The organism is Glutamicibacter sp. MCAF14 (assembly GCF_052114325.1).
Lineage (GTDB): Bacteria > Actinomycetota > Actinomycetes > Actinomycetales > Micrococcaceae > Glutamicibacter > Glutamicibacter arilaitensis.
The window spans coordinates 57,310-83,693 of sequence record NZ_JBFREO010000006.1 but is presented as its reverse complement, the minus strand read 5'-3'; the positions used below and the strand labels follow the sequence as shown (position 1 = coordinate 83,693).

The window sequence follows — 26,384 nt, the reverse complement described above, 5'->3', positions numbered from 1 at the left end:
CCTGACCGGCTAAAATAGATCCGATGTCAATGAACCCAGCTCCGCGTGCGTACCAGATCGTTCTCCAAGCAATTGAAGAGGATCTGCGCAAAGAGAAGCTTTCCGTAGGGGACCAGCTTCCCGGCGAGCGTGCGCTCGCGGAGCGGCATGGGATCTCGCGGGCTTCGGTCCGCGACGCCATCCGCATCCTTGATGTGATGGGTATTATCAAGACCTCTGCTGGCTCCGGGCCGAACTCCGGAGCGGTGATCATCTCCAATCCCTCGGCCGGCATTTCGCAGGCCTTGCGGCTGCACTTGGCAGCCAAGGGGATCAACGTCCGCGAGATCGTCGAGTCGCGCATCCTGCTGGAAACCTGGGCCGCGCAGATGACGCCGCGCGACCCGGTCTACGCCCAGCAGGTCATCGACCGCACCGCGGTGCTGATCATGCGCATGGACGACGCGCAGCTCTCGCGCGAGTCATTCCACCGCATTGACGCCGAGTTCCACGTGCTCCTGGCCTCCATGGCCGGGAATTCGGTGGTTGAATCCATGATGGAATCCCTGCGAAACTCGATCAGCGACTACGTCTCCGACTCGGTGCCCAGCGACGAGGCCTGGCAGCCGGTGGTGCGCGTGCTGCGCCGCCAGCACAAGGCCATCCACCACGCCTTTGCGACGAACCAGCGCGAGCGGGCAGCCCAACTGCTCGAAGAGCACATCAACTGGTTCTACTCGCAGACCCGCTAGCGCCAACAGCTACTTCGACCGTATAAGTCGGACTTTATTGCCCCTCGACCCTTATATATCTGATATATTCTGGGACAGCGACGGGGCTACTTTTTCGGATGCAACAGCAGGTTCATATCGCAGGTCAGTTCCCGTCGATTTACCATCGAGACTTCTTGCGAGGGAATTCATGAGCCAACTTTTTGACCTGTCCGGACGACTGGCCTTGGTCACCGGGTCCTCCCGCGGCATTGGCCGCGAACTTGCTAAAGCACTGGCCGATGCCGGTGCCACCATCATCCTGCACGGCCGCGATGCGCAAAGGCTTGACAAAACGGCCGCCGAATTCGCCGCCTGCTACGGCGCAGAAAGAATCCATAGCGTCTGCTTCGATGTCACCGATGACGCTGCTGTGCGCGAGAATATCGCCGCCATCGAAAAGACCATCGGCCCCATCCGCATTCTGGTGAACAACGCAGGCATCCAGCACCGCGTGCCTATGCTGGAACTGGAAGTCGCCGACTGGCAGCGCGTGATCGATACCAACCTCACCAGCGCCTTCTTAGTAGGCCGAGAAGTCGCACATGGCATGGTAGAACGCGGCGAAGGCAAGATCATCAACATCTGTTCGGTGCAAACCGACCTGGCCCGACCCACCATCTCCGCCTACACCGCGGCCAAGGGCGGACTGCGCAATCTCACCCGCGCCATGACCGCAGAATGGGCCGGAGCAGGACTTCAGATCAACGGCATCGCACCGGGCTATATCCACACCGAAATGACGCAGAATCTGGTGGATGACGAGAAATTCAACTCCTGGATCCTGGGCCGCACCCCGGCTGGCCGTTGGGGAACCGTCGAGGACCTGGCAGGCCCAGCAGTGTGGTTGGCCTCGGGTGGATCGAACTACGTGAACGGGCAAACCATTTTCATCGACGGAGGCATGAGCGTTGTCGTCTAGCACCCTGTCCAACATGACCTTGGCCGTCGTGGCGCACGCGGCCGGGGACCTGCGCATCGAGCAGATCGAGCTGCCAGCACCGGCAGCAAATGAGGCACGCGTAGCCATTGCCTACGGAGGCATCTGCGGATCGGACCTGCACTACTGGAGCCACGGAGCCGCTGGGGAATCCATCCTCAAGGCCCCGATGGTTCTGGGGCACGAGATCGTCGGCACCGTCATCCAGGCTGCCGCCGACGGCAGCGGTCCGCCAGCCGGAACCAAAGTTGCGGTGCACCCTGCAACACCAGGGGAGACCGGGGAACCTTATCCGGAGGCCTGCCCGAACCTTTCACCGGGATGCACCTACCTGGGCTCGGCTGCCCGCTACCCGCATACCCAGGGCGCCTTTGCGCGCGAGGTGAATCTGCCCTCCCGGATGCTTCGCGAACTGCCTGCCGGACTGTCGCTGCGCGACGCTGCGCTGGCCGAGCCAGCCGCAGTGGCTTGGCACGCGGTATCGCGAGCCGGCGAGGTTGCCGGCAAGAAGGCGTTGGTCATTGGCGCTGGCCCGATCGGAGCGCTGGCCGTGGCCGTGCTCAAGCGTGCCGGAGCCGAAGAAATCATCGCGGTGGACATGCACGATAAGCCGCTGGAAATTGCCAAGGAACTGGGTGCCACATCCACCTTGCGTGCCGATGACCAGGATGCAATTGCCAAGGTGAACGCCGATGTGGTGATCGAGGCCAGCGGCAATTACCGCGGATTGGCCTCGGCGGTGCGCGGTGCTGTGCGCGGCGGGCGCGTGGTCATGGTCGGGTTGCTGCCTTCGGGAGAGCAGCCTGCACTGATTTCCCTGGCGATTACCCGCGAGCTGGAACTTGCCGGGTCCTTCCGCTTCAACGGCGAAATCGACCAGGTGCTTGCTGCCCTGGCCGATGGCTCATTGCAGATTTCCGCGGCGGTAACCCACGAATTCCCGGTGGCCGAGGGCCTCGAAGCCTTTGAAACAGCCAAGAATTCTTCGAAGTCCGGCAAGGTCTTGCTGAACTTCCTCGGGAAGTAGCCCGCCTTTACCGCAAGTGCGCCGCCGCAGCCCCGAAGCCAGGGCTCGCGGCGGCTACTTGTTTGGTTTAGCGGACGTTAATTGGCCGCTGCAATGCTCACCGCGGTACGCACCGGTACCGGGTTGGCGAACAAATCCAGCACGGGGCAGTGGGCGTCCACTGCCTGGCGCAGCTCCTCATAGCGTTCGGCCGATTCCGGGCCGGCAATCTGGATGTCCAGATCCACAGAGGAGAAGCTCGGACGGATGGCCTTGTCGATGCCGAACAGGCCGCGGACATCGAGGTGGCCATTGGCCACAATCTTCACGTCGTCCACCTGGATGCCAAGGTTCTGGGCATACAAGCGGTAGACCACGACTTGGCAGGAAATGAGTGCGCCCAGCGCGTATTCCACTGGGCTGGCGGCCACGTCGTTGCCACCCAATGCGGCAGGCTCATCGACCTGGAAGGAATGCTTGCCGGACACAATGTTGCTGGCTACCGAATCGAAGCCCTCGCCTTCGACGGTGAACGTCAGCTTGGCGCTTTGCGGGGCGGCTGAAATGCGTTCGCCCCAGCCATGGCCTGCTTCTTGCAGGCGCTGGGCGCGGTCCTCGGAAATGCTGAGGGTAGATGCTGCGTTAGTCATGGGAATTAATCCCCTTTCTGGCGCAAGGGGCGCCATCGCTTACGCACCTTGGCGGTCAAGATGCGTCGAATCTTCACCTGGGGCACCCCGCACAATGACGAAGGAGGGTTGCCGTCCACTCAGCCAGGGCTCAAGCAGTGGAACTCGTGATTCAATGGTTCTTTTCTACCGGCCACGTTGCCTGTGAGTAAAGGGCGGGGTAACTTTTCTTCACTAAGCATCTTGTCGGGGAGCTGGCTAAGATGGAATTTAGCTTTCGGGCATCTACTGCACGATCAATGAACGGCGAGTATGGAATTCCAGCTGACACTTTCTGCGGCCCAGACCCTGGTGACCGAATCCGAATACGACTTGGGCCAGTTCCTGTGCGATTCCGGAAAAGTGCAGATTGCCAACCGGGTCATGCAACCCGGCTCCACCCGCATCTCCGGCATGGTGCTGCGCGATTCGGTGATGGCCCAGCTGGAAATCACCGAGGGCAATATCAGCTTCAGTAGCTTTTGCGGGAAGCACCCAGGTGTGCAGTCTTGTGAAGATGTCGCCGCCTTGCTCATCGAGGTGACCACCGAAGAGGACCAAGGCTTCTACGTTTCTGATTCCGGGGTGGACCCCCACGCGTGGAAACGCAACAGCAAGCCGCAGTGGGAACGCACCTTGGACCGGTTGCTTCCAACTATTGTTGATGAACCGCTGGCAGCCGAAGAACCGCTGGGACTGATCCTCAAGGTGATCAGTGAACCACGCTACGGCGGAGAAGACGCTCTGAGCCTGCAAGCCCGCCCAGCCCGACAGGGCACCAAGAGCCCGTGGATCCAGACCGGGGTCAGCTGGCGCAGCGTGGCCTTCGACGCGCGATTTTCCAAGAAGCAGCGCCGTGCGCTGGTTGAACTGGACCGGCTGCGCGAGCACGTAGAACAAGATACCTACCGCCATTCCTGGGATCCCAAGGACTGGATCTCGCTGATGAACCTGCCCGGCCAGGACCTGCTGGATGCCTTTGAATCCCTACGCGAAGCCGGGGTGCAGATCGTCAACGGCGGTTCAGCGGCCAAAGTGCCAGTAGAGTTCAGCGAGCAGCCAGCCCTGGCCCATGTGGATTTGCGGCGCGGTGAATATGGGCTGGTCATGAAAGGCAAACTGCGTGGACCAAGGGCAGAGCATACCTACCTGCTGCCGATAGGCAACCCTCCAACCTTGCTGGCCTATGCCTCCAGCCCCTTGCCGAAGTCGAAGCAAATCGGTTTGGCACTATTTGCTGAACCGGTGACGAAGGAACTGGCGACATTCATTGAATCCGGAGCGCAAACCGTTCCGCAGCAAAGCATCGGGCTTTTTGAACAACAGCATCTGGACCGGTTGCGCCTCATGGCACCGTTGAAAAGCGAAGATGAAAGCTACCCGATTCCGGTTCCAGCACGTCCTAGCCTCAAGGTCTGGTTGGAGAGCATCCAAACTCCACTAACCGTGCGCTATTCGTGGGAATACACCAGCAAGGGACCGCGCCAGCGTGCAGTCGAAAAGGAGATCGCCGATTCGGTCCAGGACAAGCTCGGTGCCCAGGCTTCCTTGGGCCAACTGACTTCTTCGGGTATTTTCCCGTCCAAGAAATTCACCACCTCCGAGTCCATCGAGTTCTTGGTCTACGCCTTGCCACTGCTGGCCGAGCATCCCGATGTGGTCATTGAAGAGCAGAACAGGCTCCCGAAGTACCGGATCAATCATGAGCCAGCCACCGTCAGCGTTGAAGCTGGGGAAAGCACCGGAGACTGGTTCGACCTGTCGGTGGTAGTGCTTATCGATGACATCAAGGTTCCGTTCGCCCAGTTGCTGGAGGCCTTGACCAAGCAAGACGAATACCTCATCTTGGATGACCTGACGGTCATCCCGATTGCTGGTGCCGACTTCACTCAGCTGCGCCAGCTGATCACGGAAGCCGGGGAACTGGGCACGGTCCAAGGCGAAACAATTCGCATCCATAAGTTGAGCATCGACTGGTGGCAGGAACTGGTAGATCTGGGAATTATTGAAGCCCAGCACAACCAGTGGCTGCAGACCATGAAAGAGCTGGACGGCAACGAGCAGATGCAGCCGGTCGAGCTAGCGGAGTCCTTCAACGCCCAGCTGCGTCCTTATCAGAGCCATGGCCTGTCGTGGCTGAACTTCCTGCGCGTCCACGGTCTGGGCGGTGTGCTGGCCGACGACATGGGGTTGGGCAAGACAGTTCAGCTTCTGGCTTGCCTTGAACAAGCCCGGGTTGAAGATCCAGCGCAGAAGTTCTTGGTGCTGGCCCCGACCTCGGTGGTGGGCAACTGGATCAATGAAGCGCAGCGCTTTGCGCCTCAGATGAGCGTCACCGGCATAACCTCGACGGCTAAGAAGAGCGGACAGAGCATCACCGAGCAGATCGGCGACGTCCAGCTGGTCGTCACCAGCTATACGATCTTCCGCCTGGCCTACGAAGATTTTGAAGCCGCCGGTTTCAGCGTGATGATCATGGATGAGGCGCAGCAGCTGAAGAACCACGCTTCCAAGGGCTATAAGCAAGCACGCCAGCTGCCGGTTCCGTGCAAATTCGTGGTCACTGGTACCCCGATGGAAAACAACCTCTTGGAACTGTGGGCGCTGGTCTCGCTGGCAGCACCGGGCCTGCTGGGCGGGGCGAAATCCTTCAAGGATAACTACCAGAAGCCAATTGCCGACGGGGACCAGCAACGGCTTGAACGGTTGAAGAGCCGCCTGCGTCCGTTCGTGCTGCGCCGCACCAAGGAGCAGGTCGTTCCAGAGCTTCCAGCCAAGACAGAACAGGTGCTGGAAGTTGAATTGGAGCCTGGGCATCGCAAGGCTTATGACCGCCGTTTCCAACGGGTACGCCAAGAAGTTCTGGGCTTGGTTGATGACGTGGATTCGAACCGATTCAAGATCCTGCAATCGCTGACCCTGCTGCGCCAGCTTGCCTTGGACCCATCCCTCGTGGGGGAGGGTGATGCCCCGAGCGCGAAGTTGGAAATGCTGCGTGAGCTCATGGCAGATGCGGTCTCTGAAGGGCACAAGATTCTGGTCTTCAGCCAGTTCACCGGCTTCCTCCAAAAGGCTCGCCAGGTCGCTGAGGAGCTGGGTATCGAACACGGGTACCTTGATGGGGCAACCAGCGGAGTAAAGCGAAAGGAACTGATTGATGGCTTCAGCGCAGAGCAGTTCCCGGTCTTCTTCATCTCGCTGAAGTCTGGCGGCTTCGGCATCAACCTGACTTCGGCGGACTATTGCATCTTGCTGGATCCTTGGTGGAACCCGCAGGCTGAGGCGCAGGCTATTGACCGTGCTCATCGCATCGGGCAAACGCGTCCGGTTTATGTGTATCGCTTGGTAGCAAAAGACACCATCGAATCCAAGGTGCTGGCGCTGCAAGCCAAGAAGACCCAGCTGTTCAATGATGTCTTGGGAGAGAGCGCGGAGGCAGCGCAGAGCACCTCATTGAACGCGAGCGACTTCATGGCGCTCATGGAATAAGCGGGCCACGAACTTGAAGTCTTGGGAACCGAAGAGTTTCCTAGATCTGGGTGCTCGAAAGTTTGCTAGAGAATCTCGTCGAAGCTGGTATTCAGACGGTGCAGCAGGTCGCCGAAATTCTTCAATTCGGCAGCTTCCCACTCTTTGAGTTGGCGGCGCAGTTCCTGACGCAGCGTGTTGCCGCTGGTACGCCACTTTTCCTTGGCACGAGTGGTCGCCGAGACCAGCTGGGCGCGGCCATCGGATGGGTCCTGGGTACGGGTGACAAGTTCCAAGGACTCAAGATGCTGCACTAGGCGCGAGACGGTGGCTTTATCCAGGCGCAGCTTCTCTGCCAGGGCCCCTTGTTGCTGTGCCTCGTCACGGATGACAACTGCAAGCAAGCGGTATCCCGGATCCTGCAGGTCCGGGTGGATGATCTTGGCGCGGCGGATCAGCATCTGGCGGGCGCGCAGTAAGATGGCCGTGAATTCATCTTCAACGGTCTGCATCAAGTCTTCTTCTTGCATGGAAACCATTCTAAAGTTCAATGTTCTCCAAAGACGATTTTGACGGGCTTGATGCTCAACGCTCCGGGCTCCGGCCATGGATATCCACCCGAATCAGCGATAGCTCTACGCTGGCGCCAGGACTCAGTGCAGCACGAAGGCAGGAGGGAGGTCAGCGGTTTCCGCGCTATCGATTCAGTCCTTGGTAATAGTGGGATATCTTGCATAATTCACTCGTGCATTTAGATGAATTTCTCATTACTCAAGCCTGCCGATCTGCGAGGATTTGACCAAGCGCAAATTTGTGCCTGGCAACTTCCATTTCGGAGGACAAATGCTCTGGCCCCCGGGAAACGTGATCGCCAAGAGGTTCCAAGCTCTGGTGAAATCGGTGTTATCGGAAGTTGAATTGCGCCATGTCTTCCTTGATGATCTGGACAAGCTGTCTGGTGCTGTTAAACGGTGTGGAAGATAGACATTCAAATTCCTTGACGCTTCAACTAATGGTTGGTAAGTTTAAATCATGAATCAGCTGCCCGATACTCCTCCCGTCTTGTTCCTGAGCCATGGCGCGCCGCCCTTGGCTGACGATCAACGCTGGACCCAGGAACTGGCCGGATGGTCTGACACCTTTGCGAAGCCAAAAGACATTCTGATGATCTCCGCGCACTGGGAAAATGCGCCAGTGTCACTGAGTACCACTGTCCAGAAGAATGAATTGGTATATGACTTCTGGGGATTTGACCAGAAGTACTACGACGTTCGGTACGACGCCCCCATGGCGCCTGAGCTGGCCAACGAAGTCGAGCGGCTGACTTCGGCCCATGGTCATCACGTGCAGCGCGATGAATCACGCGGGCTGGACCACGGCGCTTATGTTCCGCTGAAGGAAATGTTCCCGGAGGCCGATGTGCCAGTGGTGCAGATGTCCATGCCAACGCTGGATCCTACAGGGCTCTTCGAGCTGGGCAAGAGCCTGGCGCCTTTGCGCGAGCGGGGAACCTTGATTGTCGGTTCCGGGTTCACCACCCACAATCTGCGCTGGTTCAACCCAGCTGGGGGACCGGATTCAACCCGCCTTCAGCTTCCAGCGAGTTTGACCACTGGGCCGAGGAGGCTATGGCCCGCGGGGATGTGGACTCCATCCTTGATTACCTGCATAAGGCTCCGGCTGCACCACCTCTTGCGTATTAAGCGACCTTGCAGGCGCGGACGATGCAGTTGTTCTAAAAAATTTTTGAGAATTTAAAATGGCAATCCACTGTGGAGTCGATTCTAGAAACACAGAGTCAGTCCAAATCTACGGGTAGATAAATAGCCTGTGAATATGATTCACGTCACCCAAATCCTGTGAGTGCGCTCACTAAGTGACGCGCTTCACTGTATGCTCTTATGGTCAGACCATAGTGGTCTGACCATAAGAGGTCATCTTGTTGCAACGATCGAATCCGCGTGTGGGCGGATTCCCTGCGCGAGTATGGCAGAAAGGACCATGGATATGGACAACCTAGGTGTGCTCGCACTGTTGGCGCTGGCACCAATTCTCGTGGTGGGCATTCTTCTTGCCGGCCTCCGTTGGCCCGCTAAATACGCCATGCCCGTTGGATACGTCGTTGCAGTAATCGTGGCGCTATGGGTTTGGAAAATGGACTTCAATGGTGTGCTCGCAGCATCCATCGAAGGCCTGGTAATTGCCTCAACGATGCTTTATATCGTCTTCGGCGCATTGCTCTTGCTCGCGACCCTCACGGTGGGTGGTGCCATGAACACCATCCGAGCAGGCTTCAACAACATTTCCGCCGACCGGCGAGTTCAGGCCATAATCATTGGCTGGCTTTTCGGCAGCTTCATCGAAGGCGCTTCCGGCTTTGGTACTCCTGCAGCGGTGATTGCACCACTGCTTCTGGCCCTGGGCTTCCCGGCAATGGCAGCGGTCATGGTTGGCCTGATCATCCAGAGCACTCCGGTCAGCTTCGGTGCCGTAGGCACCCCAATTCTGATTGGTGTGAATCAGGGTCTTGGCGGCGATCCAGCCGTGGCCGAACGTATCAATGTGCTCGGTTTGACCATGCCTGAATTCATCAGCAACATCGGCTTCCAAGTAGCACTCATGCACGGCATTATCGGCCTGCTGATCCCGCTGATCATGGTCTGCATGCTCACGGGCTTCTTCGGCCCGGAACGCCGCTTCAGCGATGGCCTGAAGATCTGGCCATTCGCCATCTACGCGTCGCTGGCCTTCACCGTCCCTTCGGTGCTGACCGCCCGTTTCCTCGGCCCAGAGTTCCCATCGCTATTTGGCGCACTGGTTGGCCTGGCATTGGTAATGTTCACCTCCAGCCGTGGCTTCCTGATGCCAAAGGATGTCTTTGACTTCGGCCCTCGTCCGACCTGGAACGAGCGTTGGAACGGCAAACTCGATCCGGAAAACGCTGTTGACAGCACCATTACCGTTGGCAAGCTCAGCGCTTGGTCGCCGTACCTGTTGATGGGTGTGCTGTTGGTTCTGACCCGCGTAATTCCGGAAGTGAAAACCTTCCTGACCGGTCTGCAGATTCCAGTGGCCGATATTCTCGGTACCGGAATCACCACTTCCATTCAGCCGTTCTACCTGCCTGGCTTCATGATGATCTTGGCTTCCTGCCTCGCCTTCGTGTTGCACAAGATGAGCGGAGCGCAGATTGCCCGAGCCTTCAAGGTTTCGGCAGCCCAGTTGTGGGGTACTGCGGTAGCCCTGCTCTTCGCGGTACCGCTAGTACGCATCTTGATCCAGTCCGGACCTGAGCTGAATGACTCGGGTCTGGCAAGTATCCCGGTGACGCTGGCCGAGGGTGCAGCGGCGATTTCTGGCGGTGTGTGGCCGCTGATCGCGCCGTGGATCGGTGCTTTGGGTGCTTTCGTTGCGGGCTCCAACACCATCTCCAACCTGACCTTCTCGCAGTTCCAGTTCTCCACCGGTGCGCAAATCGGTGTCGATCCGGAAGCGATTGTGGCAGCCCAGGCTGTCGGCGGTGCCGGTGGCAATCCAATCTCGATCCACAACATCGTGGCTGCTTCGGCAACCGTGGGCTTGCTGGGTCGTGAGGGTGACTTGTTGCGCAAGACGATTCTGGTTACCAGCTACTACTGCCTGGCTGGTGGCGTCATCGCGTACCTGTTCGTTTACGGTATTGGCTTGAACCCGGGAACCATCATGTTGGTTCTGCTCCTGCTGGCGTTGATCGCCATCGGAGCATGGATGATCAAGCGTGACAATGCGGCGAAGCAGGCCGCAGTCCGCTAGACATCGCAAGAAGGCGGAAATAGGCACAAAGGAGCGTGGCATCGGATGAGAATCCGATGCCACGCTCCTGTCATGCAAGAACCAAATTGAGCTTGGTGCTAGTTGGCGGTTACCGATGCATCGTCAATGCGGAACAAGGTAGCCTGCGAGCTGTCTTCGACGCCCTTGAAGCGCAGGGTTACGGTCTTGCCGCGGAAGTTGTCCAGATCGACAGTCTGCAACTGATACGAGGAGCTGGCATCCAAGTTAGACCAGGTGCCCATGTTGTAAGTTCCATAGCCGTCCAGTACCTGTACGGTCAGCTTGTCGTACTGGCTGTAGGAAGTACCTTCATTGGTCAGCACGCGTAGGTAGAACTTCAGCTGTGCATTGCTGGCATCTGCTGGGATGGTGACCTTCTGATCCAAGGTGTAGGTGTTGGAATTGCCCCAGCCATTCAGGCCAGCCAGTCCGTTGCCGGAACGAGCGGCCGTACCCGACTCGAAGGTGTCAGCGCGGTTAGCAGTCCAGTGGTCAGATCCGCTTTCAAAACCTGGGTTCAGCAGCAGGTTGCCGCTTGGCTCTGGATCTGGGTTTGGAGTTGGCTCGGTGCCATCCGACGCATTCATGATCTTGGTGGCATCCACCAGGCCTGCACCGCAACCGATACTGCAACCACCTGGCATGGAGCGGGTGCCCTGCTTCAATGCAGTTTCAACAGCGGCAGGGGACATTGCAGGATCCACCGACTTCATCAAGGCGACCATGCCCGCTACGTGCGGGGTAGCCATGGAGGTGCCCTGGTAGAAAGCGTAGCCCTGGCTTGATGGGGTGGTGGAACCGGTGTTGATGGTGGAAAGTACGCCCTGGCCGGAGTAGCGGGTGTCGCCGCCTGGTGCAGTCACGTCAATGGCTGAACCGTAGTTCGTGTAGTACGACGGTGCGCCCGATGGGTTGCTGGCCGCTACGGTGATGACGTTATCGCAGTTGGCTGGACGGGAGTTTGAAGCATTCTGACTTTCGTTGCCTGCGGCCACGACTACCGACGTGCCGCGCGAAACCGCAGCGTTGATTGCTGACTGATAGGTGGTGCCGCATGCGCCGCCACCGCCTAGGGACATATTGATGGTGTCTGCCGGGGTTGGATTATTGGGAACACCGGACACTGAACCGCCCGAAGCCCAAATGATTGCATCAGCGATGTCAGAGAGGCTGCCGCCGCACTTAGCCAGAACACGCACTGGCTGGATCTTGGCGTTCGGGGCAACGCCAGCGACACCGCTGGAGTTGTTGGTGACAGCCGCGACAGTACCCGCCACGTGGGTGCCGTGCCAGGAGGAGCTGCCCGAGTAGCTACCGCCGCATTCACCGGCGGCGTACCAGTCGCCTTCATCCTGAGGATTGGAGTCGCGGCCGTTGCCATCACGTGCCGAAGAAGAACTGGACACGAAGTCGTAGCCGGAGATGACATTTGCATTTAGATCCGAGTGCGAGGTGATGCCGGTGTCCAAGACAGCGACGATGCTGCCCTGGCCCGTGGCGATGTCCCAAGCCGAAGGCAGGCGCATTCCGTTGGTGCCGCTGTAGTGCCACTGCTCGTCGTACCGGGTGTCGTTTGGCGTCATGGAAATCTTCATGATGGCATCGGGTTCCACCGACTCCACAAGACCAGATTTTGCGATATCGGCCATGAACTCCTTGGCGCCATTGCCTTTGAGCTTTTCGTCGGCCTTCACTACGAAACCACCGGTGGCCATGGCGCGCATTTCCTTGACGGAAACGCCAGCTGCCTTGGCGGCTTTGCCCCAGGCCTTAGCGCGGGATGACTTGCCAACGGTGTTGGCTGAAGCCTTGTAGGTGACGATGAACTGGTCGTAGGACTCACCTGATTCGACCGAGCCAATCTTGACCTTTGCTTCTCCCTGAGCCTTGGGGAGGGACTTTTCCGCCGGAGCGGTTACTGGGGCGGCGTTGGCTGGCAATGCGCCGGCGCCGAAGCCGCTCATTCCGATCACGACGGCCGCAGAGACGGCCAGGGTTCTCCGAAGAGGGGTAGAAAAACGTGCCATTGATGTTCTCCTTGTTGGGTTTTTGGGCGCACAAGGTTCGTTGATCAATCGACCAGGTGTGTGCCGGTAGGAGCGTAACTGGTCGGTAACACCAAATGGAAGTATTTCTCAAATAAATCTTTTATATTCACACATGTACTAAAAAGGTGTTTCACATATTTACGTGCGTGCACCCCGGCGGAATCACGGATTAGCGAAATGAATGATAGTTATTTGTCGAAGAATTTGGATGAAAATTTTCAGATTTGATCTGACTACAGTAAACGTGTCAAGTAATATCCGACGCAGACGAAGTTATCCAAAGATGAGGGGGAGTTTACTGGATGCATCTTGTCCGGTAAATCTGGCCGGATAGATGCGATTGCAGAGGCTCAGTTGGATATCTAATTCATTGAGAAACCGAATTCTTGGGAATGCGTAAGATCGAAAGGGGTTGTTCTCTGCCGATCCTGATCAGTGAGGTGTGTGGCTGGGATGGTCAAGCCAACTTCGAAGAGGCCGCATATATTGCAAGAATCGAATCGCGCGGCAGTAAGGCGCAATAGTGCCGAGCCCGATGAGCCCTGAAGGCGTAGGCTGAAGCTGGTCAAAGAAGGGAATAGGTAAATGGTATCTGGGCTTTTGTCAGTAGACGGCGGGCAGACCGGCGTTAAAATGCGTTTCGAGCACGGTGATGAGACGCAAGAACTTCGCTTTCCCGGCGTGCAAACCCAAGAACCAGTACTTCCTCAACTTGCCCGTGCGATCAATCAAGCAATTGCGGAGCACAACGCGCCTTCCGCAGTAATCAGCGTAGGCACCACCGGACTGGTGAAAGCTGAACACGATGCCCGCCAGCTCTTTGAACTCATCGATTCCCCAGCTACTGGCCAAGTCGCATTGGCTCACGACTCGGTGACCAGCTATCTCGGTGCGCTTGGGGACTGCCACGGTGTTGTTGTTGCAGCGGGCACCGGAGTAGTCACCCTGGCAGTGGGCCACGACGCCGTGGCACGAGTCGACGGGTGGGGCCACATCATGGGCGATATCGGCAGTGGCTACTGGATCGGCCAGCAAGCCATGGACGCTGCGATGCGTGGTTTTGACGGCCGGGGGCCTGCCACGGCGCTGACCGATCAGCTGGCCGCGCGCTGGCCAGACCTGACCGAAGCCTATATTGAACTGCAAGCTATGCCGGAACGGGTAGCAACGGTTGCCTCCTTTGCTCAGGTTGCCGCAGACCTGGCCGCCACCGATGCGATTGCCGCCCAGATCTGCGCGCGTGCAGGAAGTGAACTGGCCAATTCAGCAGCAACCGCATTGCGCCGAGTAGCTTTGGCCCAGGGGGCCGGGCCGGTATTGGTCGCGGGCATCGGGGGAGTGCTTGCCGGTGAATACGTCAAGAACAGCTTTGCCCAAGAACTGGAGCGGCTAATCCCAGCCGCACAGCTTCAAGACAGTTCCGGAAATGGGCTGGACGGTGCACAAAGGCTGTCGCGGCTACCTGAGGATCATGCTTTGCAAGAGCTGGTATCACGCTTCGGAACGCAGCGGTAAATCGCTGACAGCGGGGCAGCGCATCATCAAGTAGGCGCTGTTGCGCAATAGGTGACAAGATTAGTGGTAAACGTCGTGATTATTAAGGAGTCATTGTGAGTTTCCGAGTCGGACCCGTAGATCTTATCCCAGAAGGCGAATCGCTGCTGGTTGAAGCCAAAGACAGCGGCGCGAGCGAAGACATCGCGATCTTCCACGCCGAAGACGGCAACTTCTATGCCCTGCAGGATGAATGCACGCACGAAGTCGCGTCGCTCTCCGATGGCTGGATCGAAGACTGCACCGTGGAATGCCCGTTGCACTCATCGAGCTTCGACTTGAAGACCGGCAAGGTGCTGTGCATGCCAGCTACCGTGGATGCCCGGACCTACAAGGTAAACGTCGTGGACGGCTTCTTGGAGCTTGAAGTCTAGATGCCTTCAGTGCACATTATCGGAGGCGGGGTCGCCGGGTACACCCTGGCCCGGCATCTGGTGCAGCAGAACTACCCCGGATCCATCAAGATCAGCGATGCCCAAGGTCTGCCCTATGACCGCCCTCCGCTGAGCAAATCCCTGCAGGTTGAACCGTTTGCACCGCTGTCCTGGTACCAGCAGAACAACGTCGGTCTAATCCAGGAAGAAGTGGAAAACCTGCAGCTGCCGCAGTCGGCTGAAGACTGGCTAGTGCTGGCTACCGGCACCACGCCCAAGGCATTGGATGTCTCCGGCGGACACCTTGCACGCAGTTTGCACAGTGCCGCTGATGCAGCCTTTATTTCAGACGTCTTGGAATCGGGAATGTTCGGCCAACGCGTGCTTGTCATCGGAGCGGGACTGGTAGGCGCCGAATTCGCTTCTACTGCCAAGATGTCCGGCGCGCAGGTCACCCTGATTTCCAGCTCTGCCGCTCCTCTGGCCCATGTGCTGGGCCAGGAGCTTGCCGAACAACTGCACGCAGATCATGCCAACCACGGCATAGCCACCCTCAGCGGAGCGGTCACTGAAGTGGGTCCAAACCACGTCGTGGTCGATGGCCAGCGCCACGAAGCAGAACTGATCGTGGCGGCTATCGGCGTCGAACCGGAAACTGCGCTCGCCGAACAGCTGGGATTGAGCGTAACTGACGGAATTCTGGTGGACGCGCAACAGCGTTCGCCGAGCAACTCGCAGGTGCTGGCGATCGGTGATGCCGCGCGGCAGGAAAACCAGCCGCGCGCGGTGCATTGGGAATCGGCCATGGAAGATGCCGCCCAAGCAGCGGCCACCATCATGGGCACTGCCGCACCCAAACGCTCGGTCCCTTGGTTCTGGAGCGACCGCCACGAAATGCATGTGGAAACCGTTGGGGACTTCAGCAAAGCCACCCGCACCGTGACTCGGATGAACCGCCGGGGCAGGATCCAGACGGTCTTCGGGCTGGATGCCGACGGCACACTGGTTTCCGCTTCCATGATTGATGGTGGCTTGATGGCTAAGGCCGTCAGGCGGCTAATCGAAAAATCGCTGACCCCAAGCGTTGAACAGTTGAAGGACCCAACGGTGGGTCCTCGCGAGTTAGGCCGGTAAGAATTCTATGAGTGCAGCAGAACCCTTCAAGGTTCCACTTGCCCTGCAAGCGCCTAGCAAACGCGTTGGCCCAGGTTGGATCGCCGCGGTTGTCATAGTCCATATAGGCATCAATGTGGGCTTTTTCGCCCCCATCCAGGTCTTGCTGGGCTTGCACGCAGAACAGCTGGATGCCAGCCAGAAGAACGCGATCCTCTCCCTAGTCACCGGTGTGGGTGCAGCCGTCTCGTTGGTTGCCAATCCGCTCTTCGGTGCACTGAGTGACCGAAGCACTTCGAAATTCGGGCGCCGCATACCATGGGTCTTCTTTGGCACCATCTGCGGTGCGTTGGCCTTGCTGCTGATGTCCACCGCGCAGACCGTGAGCATGCTGGTCATCGGCTGGGCGCTGATGCAAGCTGCCGGCAATGCCGCCCTGGCTGCAATCTTCGCCGCGATCCCGGACAAGGTGCCGGTAGAGCAGCGCGGAATGGTTGGCGGGCTAGTTGCCCTGGGCCAGACCTGCGGTTCGCTGATTGGCGCGGTGATCGGCATGGTCGCTGCGAGCAATCTTGTTTTCGGCTACGCCATCGTGGCTACCGCCGTGGCGATCTGTTCCATTCCGTTCGTGCTGATGCGCCAGGACGTGGCGCTGCCCAAGGGAACGCTGGAGCCAATCAAGCCGCTGGAGTTCGCCAAGAGCTTCTGGATCAACCCGGTCAAGCACGCCGACTTCGGATGGGCATGGCTGACGCGCTTCTTGCTGTATCTGGGCTGCCAGCTATGCCTGGTCTACCTGCTGTTCTTCCTGCAAGACGAAATCGGCCACCCGGACCCGGCCCAAGGCGTGCTGGTGCTGACCGCGATCTACGCTTTCTGCGTGATCTTCTCCTCGGTCATCTCCGGCAAGCTTTCGGATAAGGATGGCAAGCGCAAGAAGTACGTGATCATCTCCTCGGTGATTGTCGCCGCCGCTGCAGGTGTCTTGGCAGTTTCTTCGACATTCACCTTCGCAGTGATCGCAGCAGTGCTGCTGGGTATTGGCTTTGGCGCCTACCTGGCCGTGGACTTTGCGCTGCTGACCCAGGTACTGCCCAACGCTGATTCGCGAGGCAAGGACTTGGGCATGATCAACATCGCCAACTCGCTGCCGCAGGTAGCTGCCCCGCTGATCGCATGGCTGGCAGTTACCTGGTTCGGTGGCTACTCAACACTGTTCCTATGCTCCGTGGTGGTCAGCCTCTTCGGTGCAGTTCTGGTTCGCCAGATTAAAAGCGTCCCCTGAGCATGCTCGAGACAATCTCATGGCTGGTCAATGACGCACCGTTCGCGTTGACGTTTGCGTTCTTTTTCTGCGGGGCTTTTGCCCGCGGAAACGCGACCTATTGGGTTGGTCGGGGGATAGCCAAGGGCATGGAGCGTACGCGTTTCGATAAGCATCTGCAAGGTCCGGGCTATCGGCGCGCCCAGCGATTCATCAGTCGCTGGGGCGTGCTGGCAGTTCCACTGAGTTTTCTGACCATCGGCATTCAAACGGCAGTGAATGCTTCGGCTGGTGCCAGCCGTATGCCGTTGCGGCGGTACTTGCCAGCGGTCATCATCGGATCCCTGCTCTGGGCGCTGATCTACACCACGGTTGGCATGGCGGTCATCTATGCCTGGATCGCCTTGGACTGGCCATGGCTGGTAGCAGGGACCGTGGTAATCGGCGTGGTGGTGTTCCTGATGTTGCGCTTGCGCCGCCGCAATCGGCAAGAAGATGATGTCCCTAGCCGCAGTACGGCGGAATCAACGATTGACCGGTCGTATGATGAATCAAGCGAACCGCGAGAAATGGGAGCAGGTGCGGCTGAATGACGATGAGTGGATCCGGACGTGAGAGCCGAGCAGCGCAGCTGGATGACATTGATCGGAAGCTGCTGGCGCTGCTGACCAAGAACTCGCGGCGGACGAATAATTCCTTGGCTGAAGAGCTGGGGATAGCCCCGTCAACCTGCCTGGCACGGCTAAATGCCTTACGCGATTCCGGTGTGATCTCCCGTTTCACCATTGAGGTGGACCCACAGGTTCTGGGCCGGGAACTAGAAGCCTTGATCTTTGTGAAGATCCGCCCCGGCGCTCGCCATTTGATGTCCAACTTCGCCTCTGACATGCGCAGCAAGCCCGGTGTGCGACAGCTATTCTTCCTCGGCGGCGCAGATGACTTCGTACTGCACGTCGCGGTGCGCAACTCCTCGGATGTGCGGCAGTTCGTGCTCGACAACCTTTCTGCTAATCCTGCGGTCGCGACCACCCAGACATCCCTGGTATTCGAACATGGACACGGCAGCGGAGAGTTCTAGCCTTGACTCTTGGCGACTTTTTGCGTGAGCCAGGTGTTCGCAGGAGTTACTCCCGACACTGCATTCTTCGAAGAAACATGCTAAACTTGTTGTTCTTCTCTTAGTACGCCGCGGCCCGTTGTCCGTTGGGAAAGATTGCCCAGCAAGGCGACGGCCCCACCGCAGCTACTACTGAAAGAATGGGGAGGTCGAGAAGACTATGAATTTTGATGCAGCTGTATTCACTGCACTGGTGATGCTGATTGTTTTATCAGCCTCAACCGCCGTGCTGGTTATGCGCTACAAGCGCACGCATAAGGCTGAGATTCGCCAAGCTTTGATAGCTAAGGCGCGCAAACGTGGTGTTGCTTCGCCAGAGGACCTGTCGAATCATGATTTGGCAATGCAGATTCGCGCAGCAAAGCGCCAGCGCAAACGCGATGGCCAGGATCTCAAAGCAGCTTAGGTTTGCTTTGATCTAAAGAGTCATTTGAGCCCCCGTCCATTTTGGACGGGGGTTCAAGTGCGTCTTGAAGAAAATGCGTGCTGGCCACCGCATTTATAGGCCGTGAACAATTCAGGAAATATGATCGGGAAACTAGTCGGCGACAGGAGGAATGACGCCAAATAATTAGTGCAGAACAATTCTCTAAAACTATGTCCCCGGTCACCAGAAAACACGATTTAGCCCCGAAAACATGCGGATTGCATCACAAGTGCATGTGGGCTTCTGAACAAAGCACTTCTCAATAGATAAATGGTCGGAAATGATGGATATGACTGGAAATGTGTCAATGAAAATTATTTAGGAGCAACAGCAATGGCCTCGATCCCCCTCGGCGAAGATATTCTTTTGGCGCGCCATGGTGCCAGCATCGTCAAGTTTCGCCAGGATCGTAAGAACCGCATGACTGTTGCATACCTGCGTGACGGAGCAATCGACAGCGCTTCGAACTTGATTGCCGCTCCCGTTCCAGCATTGACACCAGCAGCCAGCTTCAGCCAAGGCGCAGTTCGCTACCTGAATGATGAAGCAGAAGTCAGCCGAGGCGAAGTACGTTCCCTGGTCAAGATCTCCCTTGGATTCTCCGCCGTCATGGGCATTGTCTTCGGTGGCCTGGTGCTGGCGCTGTACAAGATCGGTGGCAATGAAGCTATCCAGTCGCTGACCTACATGGGCGCATCCCAGTAGCACTCCAAAGCATTTCTAGAAAACGGGATTCCGAAGGCACTTCGGGGTCCCGTTTTCGATTCTCCATACACAATGCTTACTGCACCAAAGCGCTTGGGACAAGTCTCGTAATTCTTGGCTTGCGGGCATAGGATGGCGGCAACGAGAAGGATGGAGCAGCCATGCGTTTTGTTTTGGAAGTTAACTTCGATACCGAGAACATGCAGCTCAAGCCGTTGGAAGAGCTTCAGAAGATTCTGCGCGACTGGTCAACGAACGTCGCCATGTATCCGATCGTTGCCGGCGCTCAGGAGGATGTCTACGACTCCGATAATGAGCAAGTGGGGGAGTGGGCAATCCTCGAAGATTAGCCGCGTCTTCCGGAGAACCGCCCGATGGCATAGCCTACGGCCAAGGTGATGAGCAAGATAAGCCAGAGCGGAGCCGTGGAGTGGATCAGGAAGAATTCCACACGCACGAAGGTCAGGTTCTGCAAGATGAAGACCAGCGCGACGATTACTAGTGCAATCGCGGCCCATTGCTTGGGAGCGGGGCCTTTACGGGGCTTTCGTTGTTCAGGATGGTAGCTCAACATCAACTCCGAATCGCTAGTAGTCCGGTCACGAGAGCCGAAAGCCCGTGCTGGAATGAATCGTCGCTGGTATTTAGCTTCGATCGCCGTTGCGCTGCCACCGCCTGGGTGAAATGCGGGGTGAGGTCCTGATGGTTTCGGGTATCGAAAATGTCATGTGGAGCAGCCGTGTCCATAGCCGAACCAAAGATGAATGACTCCAGTGCGACAATCGTTGGAACAACTTCGCTCTCTGCCATGCCGTAATCGCTCAGCGCTTCAGCAACGCGCTCGTACATGCCCAAGGTGCGCGGTGAATCGGAAACGGGCAGTACCGCAATAACCGGAATCAAGGGAATATGCCGCGCGAAGACGTTGCGGTAGCTCGTGGCCCATTGGAGCAATGCTTCCTTGATATCTGCTTCGTCAAAAACTGACGTATCGATATCGGCCATGACCAGTTCCTGGATCCACTGCAAAAGGTCGTTTTTGGAATCGACATGGTTGTACAGGGCTGAGGGTGAGACACCTAAGGATTTAGCCAGTCGCTGCATGGTAAAAGACTCGTAGCCATCGTCGGAAACGAGTTCCAGCGCATGCTCGGTAATGCGTTCGCGGTTAAGCACTGCCTTGCGGGGACGGCCGGCTCGCCTCGCTTCCGTCTCGCTCATGCGTATCTCTTCCTGACGTGGGTTGCTTCACAACTGGATGTTCGTACTCTATGCTATATGACAGGTAAATGAATCGGATTCATTTTATTGTTCAAGGGAGTCGAACATGGAACATTTAGAACGCGACGTCGTCGTCATCGGAGCTGGGCCCTCCGGACTGAGTGCAGCTTATGAACTGAACAAGGCTGGCAAGTCCGTAGCGGTGCTCGAAGCCCGGGACCGCGTGGGCGGACGTACCTGGACTGATGTCATGGACGGTGCAACCATCGAAATCGGCGGCCAATGGATCAGTCCAGACCAGACCGGACTCTACTCGCTGATCAATGAACTGGGCATCGAAACCTTTGAACGCTACAAAGAAGGCAAGAGCGTGTACCTCACCGAGGAAGGCGAGGCGATCGCCTATGAAGGGGCGGACTTCCCCGTGGCGGAAAGTACCGTGGCCGAAATGGAGAAGCTGGTAAAGCTCATGAATGAGCTGGCCGCTGACATGGATCCAGACAAGCCATGGGAGCACCCGCAGGCAGAAGAACTGGATAGGATCTCCTTCCACCACTTCCTGCGACAGCACTGTGCTGATGAGCTGGCCTGCAATAACGTGGGACTGTTCATTGCCGGCGGCATGCTGACCAAGCCAGCGCATACCTTCTCTGCCCTGCAAGCTGTGCTCATGGCCTCCTCGGCTGGATCCTTCGACAACTTGGTGGATGAAGACTTCATCCTGGACCGGCGCATCGTGGGTTCCATGCAGGGCGTTTCCAAGGCCGTGGCCGAACGGCTGGGAGAAGACATTGTCTTCCTGAACAACCCTGTGCTGAAGCTCGAATGGTCTGAAGACGCAGTGGTTGCTCATGGCAGCAGCATCACGGTCTCGGCCAAGAAGGTTGTGCTGGCGGTGCCGCCAAACCTGTACTCGCGCATCTCCTATGTTCCGGCGCTGCCTCGCAAGCAGCAAATTACCCACCAGCACCAGTCGATGGGACTGGTGATCAAGGTCCATGCTGTCTACGAGACCCCGTTCTGGCGCAATGAAGGATTGTCAGGAACCTGTTTCGGACCCAACAGCTTGGTCCAGGAGCTCTACGACAACACCTACATCGGTGAAGAGACCGGCACCTTGGTTGGATTCATCTCCGATCTGAACGCCGATGCCATGTGGGAGCTGGATGAGGAACAGCGCCGCGCAGCGATCCTCAAGGCCATGGCCGCGTACCTGGGCGAGAAGGCCCTGGAACCGAAAGTCTTCTACCTCTCGGACTTCGCCGCCGAAGAGTGGACCCGCGGCGCCTATGCCACCAGCTATGATCTGGGCGGACTGTACCGCTTTGGCCCAGCGCAAAACGAGAATGTCGGTCCGATCTACTTCTCATCCTCGGATCTGGCAGGCGAAGGCTTCCAACACGTGGATGGAGCGGTGCGCATGGGACGTCGCAGTGCCGCTCGAATCATTGCCGCGTTGGATGGGACCACCTATGACCAGAGCTATGACGGAGTGGCCACGCTGACGGCAGGCAAAGACAAGGTCAACGCCTAACCATGAAATTACTCGTAGGATACACCGCGGATCAACGCGGTGCCGAGGCTATTGAGCTGGCCAGCGCCCTGGTGGCCGGTACCCGCGACGCATCCTTGCGCATTGCCATCGTGCTGCCCGCGGCAACCCCGTTCAGCGCTGTCTACCCGGGCGGGGATCATGGATTCTCTTCCATCCTCTCAGCCCAAGTTGATCGTTGGGCTTCCGAAGCTCTGGCCATGGTGCCGGACTCGATTAGCACTTCGGTGGTGGCCCGCTCCGTGCCTTCTGTGGCCGAAGGGCTCATCGCATTGGGCGAAGAGTTCGGGGCCCACGGCATCGTGCTTGGCGGACGCAAGCGCCACCGGGCGGGGTTCTTCACCCCGGGGGCCATCGCCAATGCCTTGTTGCACTCTTCACCGATGGCCGTGTTCATGTCATCGCCGGCTTCGCTGGCTACGCTGCGTGCGGCAGACGGGAAGATTACCCGGTTGACCGCCTTTGTCGGAGACCGACCAGGCGCTCGGGACGTCATCGACCTCTCAGCACGAATTGCTGCAGCCTGCTCGCTGCCGCTTCGTGTGGCCACTCTGGTGGCCCATGCGGAAATGGCTGACCCGGCTCAAGAACTGGATTCGCATCTTGCTGCTACCGAGAGTTATCTTCGCGAACTGACGCAATCACTGGGGTCGGATGCGGCCATCGAAGTGGTCTCTGGTACCGGCCTAGACGAAGCTACCGCCCAGCTATCTTGGCAGGACGGCGATCTGGCCCTGCTTGGTTCGGCCAGGCTGGCAACCCCGCGCCGCTTGTTCATCGGGGCTAAGGCCCAACGGATTCTTAGCCAGTTGAATGTCCCGATAGGCGTAATCCCAACACTTGATGCCAACGGCTGACCGTAAACACATAATTCCTGCACGATCCCTTTGTCCTCGGACACAGTTGGTCTGCCTTTAGCAGATCCGTGTCCCTCTGAACGATTTGGAAGGTGGCTCGGTACTTCTGACCGACGCACGAACACCTCATTAATAATTTAAGGTAATCACCATGTCGCAAGACCTGAGTCAGGCATCGCCGCCTGCACATTCCGAGAGCGGATTGCACGAAAAAGGACTTTCCAAAGGCACCGTAGGGGTCTTGGGACTTGTCGTTATCGGCATTTCCTGCATCGCCCCGGCCTATACCCTCACTGCAGGTTTGGGGGCTACCGTGGCTGAAGTGGGTACCAGCCTTCCAGCGATCCTGCTGGCCGGCTTCCTCCCGATGCTCCTGGTGGCATTGGGCTACCGCGAGCTGAATAATGCCATGCCGGATTCGGGTACCTCCTTCACCTGGGCTACCAGGGCTTTTGGCCCCATGATTGGCTGGATGGGCGGATGGGGCTTGATCGCCGCGACGGTGATTGTGCTGTCCAATCTGGCCGCCGTGGCAGTTGACTTCTTTTATATCCTGATTGCCCAGATCACCGGCCAGCAGTGGATTGCGGACCTGACTAACAACCTCTGGATCAATATCCCCACCACACTGGTATTCATTGCGGTGGCTGCCTGGATCTCTTACCGGGGAATGAATACCACCAAAGTCTTCCAATACCTCTTGGTAGGTTTCCAAGTAGCCGTGCTGTTGCTCTTCGCCTACATGGCATTGACCTCCAATACGCCCAATGATGCAACGCCCATTACCTGGCGGATGTTTGACCCGACTGGCATCGATTCCTTCACTGCGTTCGCCGCTGGCATTTCATTGTCCATCTTCGTGTTCTGGGGCTGGGACGTCACCCTGACCATGAACGAGGAAACCACAAACCCGAAGAAGGTCCCCGGCCAAGGTGCCACCTGGACCGTGCTGGTGATCATCGCCCTGTACCTGGCTGTCTCCATCGGGGTGATCTACTGGGCCGGTGTGGGGACCACCGGTCTGGGTGCAGGCAACCCGGAGAACCAAGAATCCATTTTTGCGGTGCTTTCCGGACCGATCATGGGGCCGTTGGCCATCCTGATGTCCTTGGCGATCTTGTCCTCCTCGGCGGCTTCCCTGCAGTCCACTATGGTTTCTCCGGCGCGTACCTTGCTGGCCATGGGCTACTACAAGGCGTTGCCATCGAGCTTCGCCAAGATTTCTGCTCGCTTCATGTCCCCGTCGGTAGCGACCTTTGCGGCAGCCGCCGCGGCGGCAGCATTCTATGTGATTACCCGGCTGCTTTCGGAGAATGCGTTGTGGGATACCATCACTGCGCTGGGCCTGATGATTTGCTTCTACTACGGACTGACCGCTTTGGCCTGTGTCTGGTATTTCCGCGGAGAGCTGTTCGCCAATGCCAGAAACTTCTTCTGCAAGTTCCTGGCTCCGCTGTTGGGCGGCGTCGTGCTGCTGGTGATGTTCTTTGCTACTGCGATTGAATCCATGGATCCGGAGTACGGCTCGGGTTCGAACATTGGGGGAGTAGGTATGGTGTTCATCCTCGGGGTTGGCGTGCTGTTGATCGGCGTGGCCATCATGTTGTGGATGCGGATACGCAGGCCCGCGTTCTTCCGTGGAGAGACCATCAAGACGTACAAGGTGTTGAAATAGCGCTGGGATAAGACGCATTGAGCCACCTGCGACTTGGTCGCCGGTGGCTCAAAGCACTTATGGACGAGATTGACGCCATGGGCGGCAGGTTCCTTGCTTCGCAACCTTGAAACCTTAAGGCTCTTATTTGCTCGGTGAATGGTTCAATAGGTTCATGGCTAACTCGGTACTTTTCATCTGCTCTCGCAATGCCGGCAAATCGCAAATGGCGGCCGCATTGATGGACTACATTTCTGAAGGGAAAGTGACCAGCTATTCTGCTGGAACCAACCCAGGTTCAGGTATCAACCAAGAAGCGGTTGAATCGCTTTCACAAGCTGGTGCCGACATGTCCCAGGGAACGCCTAAGGGCATCGACCCCAGCCTTGTCGCGCAGGTCGACCGGGTAGTGATCCTCGGATCGGATGCGAACCCGCAATTCGACTCGGCGATCAAAACCGAACGCTGGGTGACTTACGAGCCAAGCGAAGACGGCATCACTGGCGCCGAACGAATGAACATGATCCGTGATGAAATCGCTGACCGTGTGCGTGAACTGTTCCACGAGTTGGAGCGGTAAAAATCAACCTTCGCTCAACCACCAACAAGACAACTCCATGGTGGCTTCCTGGTGCGTGCCTTGTACTCACCGGTTGGTGTGCCAACCAATACGTCTCGCTGATCAGCTGGTACCAGCAATTCCGTGAGCTCAGCGAGTTCGAAGCGATGCTCGTCATGGCCAGCTACCTGCTGGGGATGATTCCCGCGTTGGCTTTCGGCGGCCCGCTAGCCGACAAATTCGGGCGCAAGCCGTTTTCCCTGCTGGCGCTGATGTGCTCAATTTTCGGATCTGCCGGGCTGGTCTTCGGATCGATGCACGACTCTGGGTTGTATGCCGGACGCGTCTTTACCGGCTTTGGCATGGGCCTGGCCATGGTTGCCATCACCAGCTGGGTGAAGCTGATCAGCCCAGGACCTGCCGGAGCAACTCGTGCGGCGCTATGCACGTCGCTGGGGTTCGCGCTTGGCCCGGTAATCTCCGGAGCTATCGTCGGTGCAACAGCGAGTCCCGAACTGGCATATTCGGTTCACGGCGTAGCGGCCCTCGCGTGGTTATTGCTGCTGTTCACTGCCAAAGAAGACTCTTCTGTTGACCTAGCAGGGAATCATTCACGAGCAGAACCAACTACTCCGGAGAATCTTCAGCGCTTCTACCGCATCGTCTTGCCCGCAGCTCCATGGGTATTTGGGATGGCTGCAACCGGCTTCGCTATCGTCCCGGCACTGAGCAATGGAGCAGGTGAATCCAGCCTGTTCTACACCACCTTGGCGGTAGCGGTAACCATGGGCATGGGAACCTTGATCCAGCCATTCGTGAAGCGATTCAACGACTTGGGTAAAATCCAATTGCTGATGGCAGGGCTAGCTACCTCGCTCGCAGGGCTCTTGCTGATGATCGTGGTGTCCCTGAGCGGTTCGGAATTCTTGGGAACCATTGCCTTCGTCATTGCTGGCGCGGCCAATGGCATTTTGCTGGTTGCAGGGCTCAGCCAGGTCTTGGATCTTGCTGGCAGCGCCGACGTTGGAAAATTGACCGGCAGATTCTACATGTGCTGTTTCATCGGGTTCACCTTCCCGACCTTCTTCGCCCTGTGGCGCACTATTGCCCACCCCGCGATATTCATCGGGATACTTGCGGTGCTCTGTCTGCTGTCGATGATGCAGGTGTACCGCTCACGGAAGTATCTACCGAATGTCGTCCTTGAAGAAGTCCGGAACAGCCCATAATGCCAAACGCCGTTGCCGACCACCTCTAAGGTGACGGCAACGGCGTTCATGCGTTGGCCTGAGCGG

Annotated in this window: 24 protein-coding genes, 1 pseudogene and 1 riboswitch; of the genes and pseudogenes, 20 read left to right on the top strand and 5 right to left on the bottom strand. The window is 57.8% G+C overall.

Annotated elements, in window-relative coordinates; all coding sequences use genetic code 11:
* Positions 1-23: 23 nt before the first annotated feature.
* The 3 genes from AB4Y71_RS13940 (at position 24) to AB4Y71_RS13930 (ending at position 2,716) form a co-directional block, all read left to right on the top strand.
* A complete protein-coding gene (locus AB4Y71_RS13940) occupies positions 24-731 on the top strand; it encodes a FadR/GntR family transcriptional regulator (protein ID WP_441721158.1) in 708 nt (235 codons plus the stop codon).
* A gap of 169 nt (positions 732-900) precedes the next feature.
* Entirely contained in the window at positions 901-1,671 is a 771-nt protein-coding gene (locus AB4Y71_RS13935; RefSeq protein ID WP_441721155.1) for an SDR family oxidoreductase, read from the top strand.
* A 13-nt stretch (positions 1,672-1,684) separates the two neighbouring features.
* On the top strand, positions 1,685-2,716 hold the full coding sequence (locus AB4Y71_RS13930) for an L-idonate 5-dehydrogenase (protein WP_441721411.1): 1,032 nt from the start codon (positions 1,685-1,687) through the stop codon (positions 2,714-2,716).
* Between the two features lie 77 nt (positions 2,717-2,793).
* Here the strand turns inward: AB4Y71_RS13930 and AB4Y71_RS13925 are convergent, their stop codons facing one another.
* Positions 2,794-3,345: an OsmC family protein gene (locus AB4Y71_RS13925; RefSeq protein WP_441721152.1), complete on the bottom strand. Its 552-nt coding sequence runs from the start codon at positions 3,343-3,345 to the stop codon at positions 2,794-2,796.
* Between the two features lie 30 nt (positions 3,346-3,375).
* Positions 3,376-3,497, bottom strand: a riboswitch (SAM riboswitch).
* 139 nt (positions 3,498-3,636) lie between these two features.
* Between AB4Y71_RS13925 and AB4Y71_RS13920 the strand changes: the two genes are divergently transcribed.
* Complete coding sequence (locus AB4Y71_RS13920; protein WP_441721150.1) at positions 3,637-6,852, top strand: DEAD/DEAH box helicase; 3,216 nt, start codon at positions 3,637-3,639, stop codon at positions 6,850-6,852.
* 65 nt (positions 6,853-6,917) lie between these two features.
* On the opposite strand, the gene AB4Y71_RS13915 is transcribed toward AB4Y71_RS13920, so the two are convergent.
* Positions 6,918-7,361, bottom strand: a complete 444-nt coding sequence (locus AB4Y71_RS13915; protein WP_189638373.1) for a MarR family winged helix-turn-helix transcriptional regulator — start codon at positions 7,359-7,361, stop codon at positions 6,918-6,920.
* 502 nt (positions 7,362-7,863) lie between these two features.
* Between AB4Y71_RS13915 and AB4Y71_RS13910 the strand changes: the two are divergent.
* Both AB4Y71_RS13910 and AB4Y71_RS13905 read left to right on the top strand, forming a co-directional pair.
* Positions 7,864-8,516 (top strand): annotated as a pseudogene (locus tag AB4Y71_RS13910) (dioxygenase family protein); the annotation flags it as partial.
* Positions 8,517-8,838: 322 nt separating this feature from the next.
* Entirely contained in the window at positions 8,839-10,623 is a 1,785-nt protein-coding gene (locus tag AB4Y71_RS13905; RefSeq protein WP_441721147.1) for an L-lactate permease, read from the top strand.
* A 98-nt stretch (positions 10,624-10,721) separates the two neighbouring features.
* On the opposite strand, the gene AB4Y71_RS13900 is transcribed toward AB4Y71_RS13905, so the two are convergent.
* On the bottom strand, positions 10,722-12,671 hold the full coding sequence (locus AB4Y71_RS13900; RefSeq protein WP_441721145.1) for a S8 family serine peptidase: 1,950 nt from the start codon (positions 12,669-12,671) through the stop codon (positions 10,722-10,724).
* A gap of 606 nt (positions 12,672-13,277) precedes the next feature.
* Here AB4Y71_RS13900 and AB4Y71_RS13895 point away from each other — a divergent pair.
* From AB4Y71_RS13895 to AB4Y71_RS13855, 9 genes are all read left to right on the top strand, one after another.
* Positions 13,278-14,207, top strand: a complete 930-nt coding sequence (locus tag AB4Y71_RS13895) for a BadF/BadG/BcrA/BcrD ATPase family protein (RefSeq protein WP_441721142.1) — start codon at positions 13,278-13,280, stop codon at positions 14,205-14,207.
* A gap of 95 nt (positions 14,208-14,302) precedes the next feature.
* Positions 14,303-14,620 (top strand): bifunctional 3-phenylpropionate/cinnamic acid dioxygenase ferredoxin subunit, encoded by a 318-nt coding sequence (locus tag AB4Y71_RS13890; RefSeq protein WP_013350110.1) that lies wholly within the window; start codon positions 14,303-14,305, stop codon positions 14,618-14,620.
* On the top strand, positions 14,621-15,754 hold the full coding sequence (locus tag AB4Y71_RS13885; RefSeq protein WP_441721140.1) for an NAD(P)/FAD-dependent oxidoreductase: 1,134 nt from the start codon (positions 14,621-14,623) through the stop codon (positions 15,752-15,754).
* Between the two features lie 7 nt (positions 15,755-15,761).
* A complete protein-coding gene (locus AB4Y71_RS13880) occupies positions 15,762-17,018 on the top strand; it encodes an MFS transporter (protein ID WP_102599105.1) in 1,257 nt (418 codons plus the stop codon).
* A 2-nt stretch (positions 17,019-17,020) separates the two neighbouring features.
* The gene (locus tag AB4Y71_RS13875; protein ID WP_441721137.1) at positions 17,021-17,590 is read left to right on the top strand and encodes a DedA family protein; all 570 of its coding nucleotides are present in this window, start codon (positions 17,021-17,023) and stop codon (positions 17,588-17,590) included.
* Positions 17,587-18,075: an Lrp/AsnC family transcriptional regulator gene (locus tag AB4Y71_RS13870; protein ID WP_013350106.1), complete on the top strand. Its 489-nt coding sequence runs from the start codon at positions 17,587-17,589 to the stop codon at positions 18,073-18,075. The genes AB4Y71_RS13875 and AB4Y71_RS13870 overlap by 4 nt, the downstream gene beginning before the upstream one ends.
* 199 nt (positions 18,076-18,274) lie before the next feature.
* On the top strand, positions 18,275-18,520 hold the full coding sequence (locus AB4Y71_RS13865; protein ID WP_441721135.1) for a hypothetical protein: 246 nt from the start codon (positions 18,275-18,277) through the stop codon (positions 18,518-18,520).
* Between the two features lie 354 nt (positions 18,521-18,874).
* Complete coding sequence (locus AB4Y71_RS13860) at positions 18,875-19,246, top strand: hypothetical protein (protein WP_134779455.1); 372 nt, start codon at positions 18,875-18,877, stop codon at positions 19,244-19,246.
* A 161-nt stretch (positions 19,247-19,407) separates the two neighbouring features.
* A complete protein-coding gene (locus tag AB4Y71_RS13855) occupies positions 19,408-19,596 on the top strand; it encodes a hypothetical protein (RefSeq protein ID WP_013350103.1) in 189 nt (62 codons plus the stop codon).
* Here AB4Y71_RS13855 and AB4Y71_RS13850 read toward each other — a convergent pair.
* Together AB4Y71_RS13850 and AB4Y71_RS13845 are read right to left on the bottom strand one after the other, a co-directional pair.
* Complete coding sequence (locus AB4Y71_RS13850; RefSeq protein WP_041649027.1) at positions 19,593-19,820, bottom strand: hypothetical protein; 228 nt, start codon at positions 19,818-19,820, stop codon at positions 19,593-19,595. The genes AB4Y71_RS13855 and AB4Y71_RS13850 overlap by 4 nt on opposite strands.
* A complete protein-coding gene (locus AB4Y71_RS13845; protein ID WP_013350101.1) occupies positions 19,820-20,467 on the bottom strand; it encodes a TetR/AcrR family transcriptional regulator in 648 nt (215 codons plus the stop codon). The genes AB4Y71_RS13850 and AB4Y71_RS13845 overlap by 1 nt, the downstream gene beginning before the upstream one ends.
* Before the next feature lie 106 nt (positions 20,468-20,573).
* Here AB4Y71_RS13845 and AB4Y71_RS13840 point away from each other — a divergent pair, with 106 nt between their 5' ends.
* The 5 genes from AB4Y71_RS13840 to AB4Y71_RS13820 all read left to right on the top strand — a co-directional run bounded on the left by AB4Y71_RS13840 (position 20,574) and on the right by AB4Y71_RS13820 (position 26,318).
* Positions 20,574-22,001, top strand: coding sequence for a flavin monoamine oxidase family protein (locus AB4Y71_RS13840; protein WP_441721133.1), 1,428 nt, complete (start codon positions 20,574-20,576; stop codon positions 21,999-22,001).
* 2 nt (positions 22,002-22,003) lie between these two features.
* Positions 22,004-22,876: a universal stress protein gene (locus AB4Y71_RS13835; RefSeq protein ID WP_441721131.1), complete on the top strand. Its 873-nt coding sequence runs from the start codon at positions 22,004-22,006 to the stop codon at positions 22,874-22,876.
* Positions 22,877-23,027: 151 nt separating this feature from the next.
* Entirely contained in the window at positions 23,028-24,551 is a 1,524-nt protein-coding gene (locus tag AB4Y71_RS13830) for an APC family permease (RefSeq protein WP_441721130.1), read from the top strand.
* Positions 24,552-24,705: 154 nt separating this feature from the next.
* Positions 24,706-25,110: an arsenate-mycothiol transferase ArsC gene (locus AB4Y71_RS13825; RefSeq protein ID WP_441676674.1), complete on the top strand. Its 405-nt coding sequence runs from the start codon at positions 24,706-24,708 to the stop codon at positions 25,108-25,110.
* A 2-nt stretch (positions 25,111-25,112) separates the two neighbouring features.
* Positions 25,113-26,318: an MFS transporter gene (locus AB4Y71_RS13820; protein ID WP_441721408.1), complete on the top strand. Its 1,206-nt coding sequence runs from the start codon at positions 25,113-25,115 to the stop codon at positions 26,316-26,318.
* Positions 26,319-26,384 lie beyond the last annotated feature (66 nt).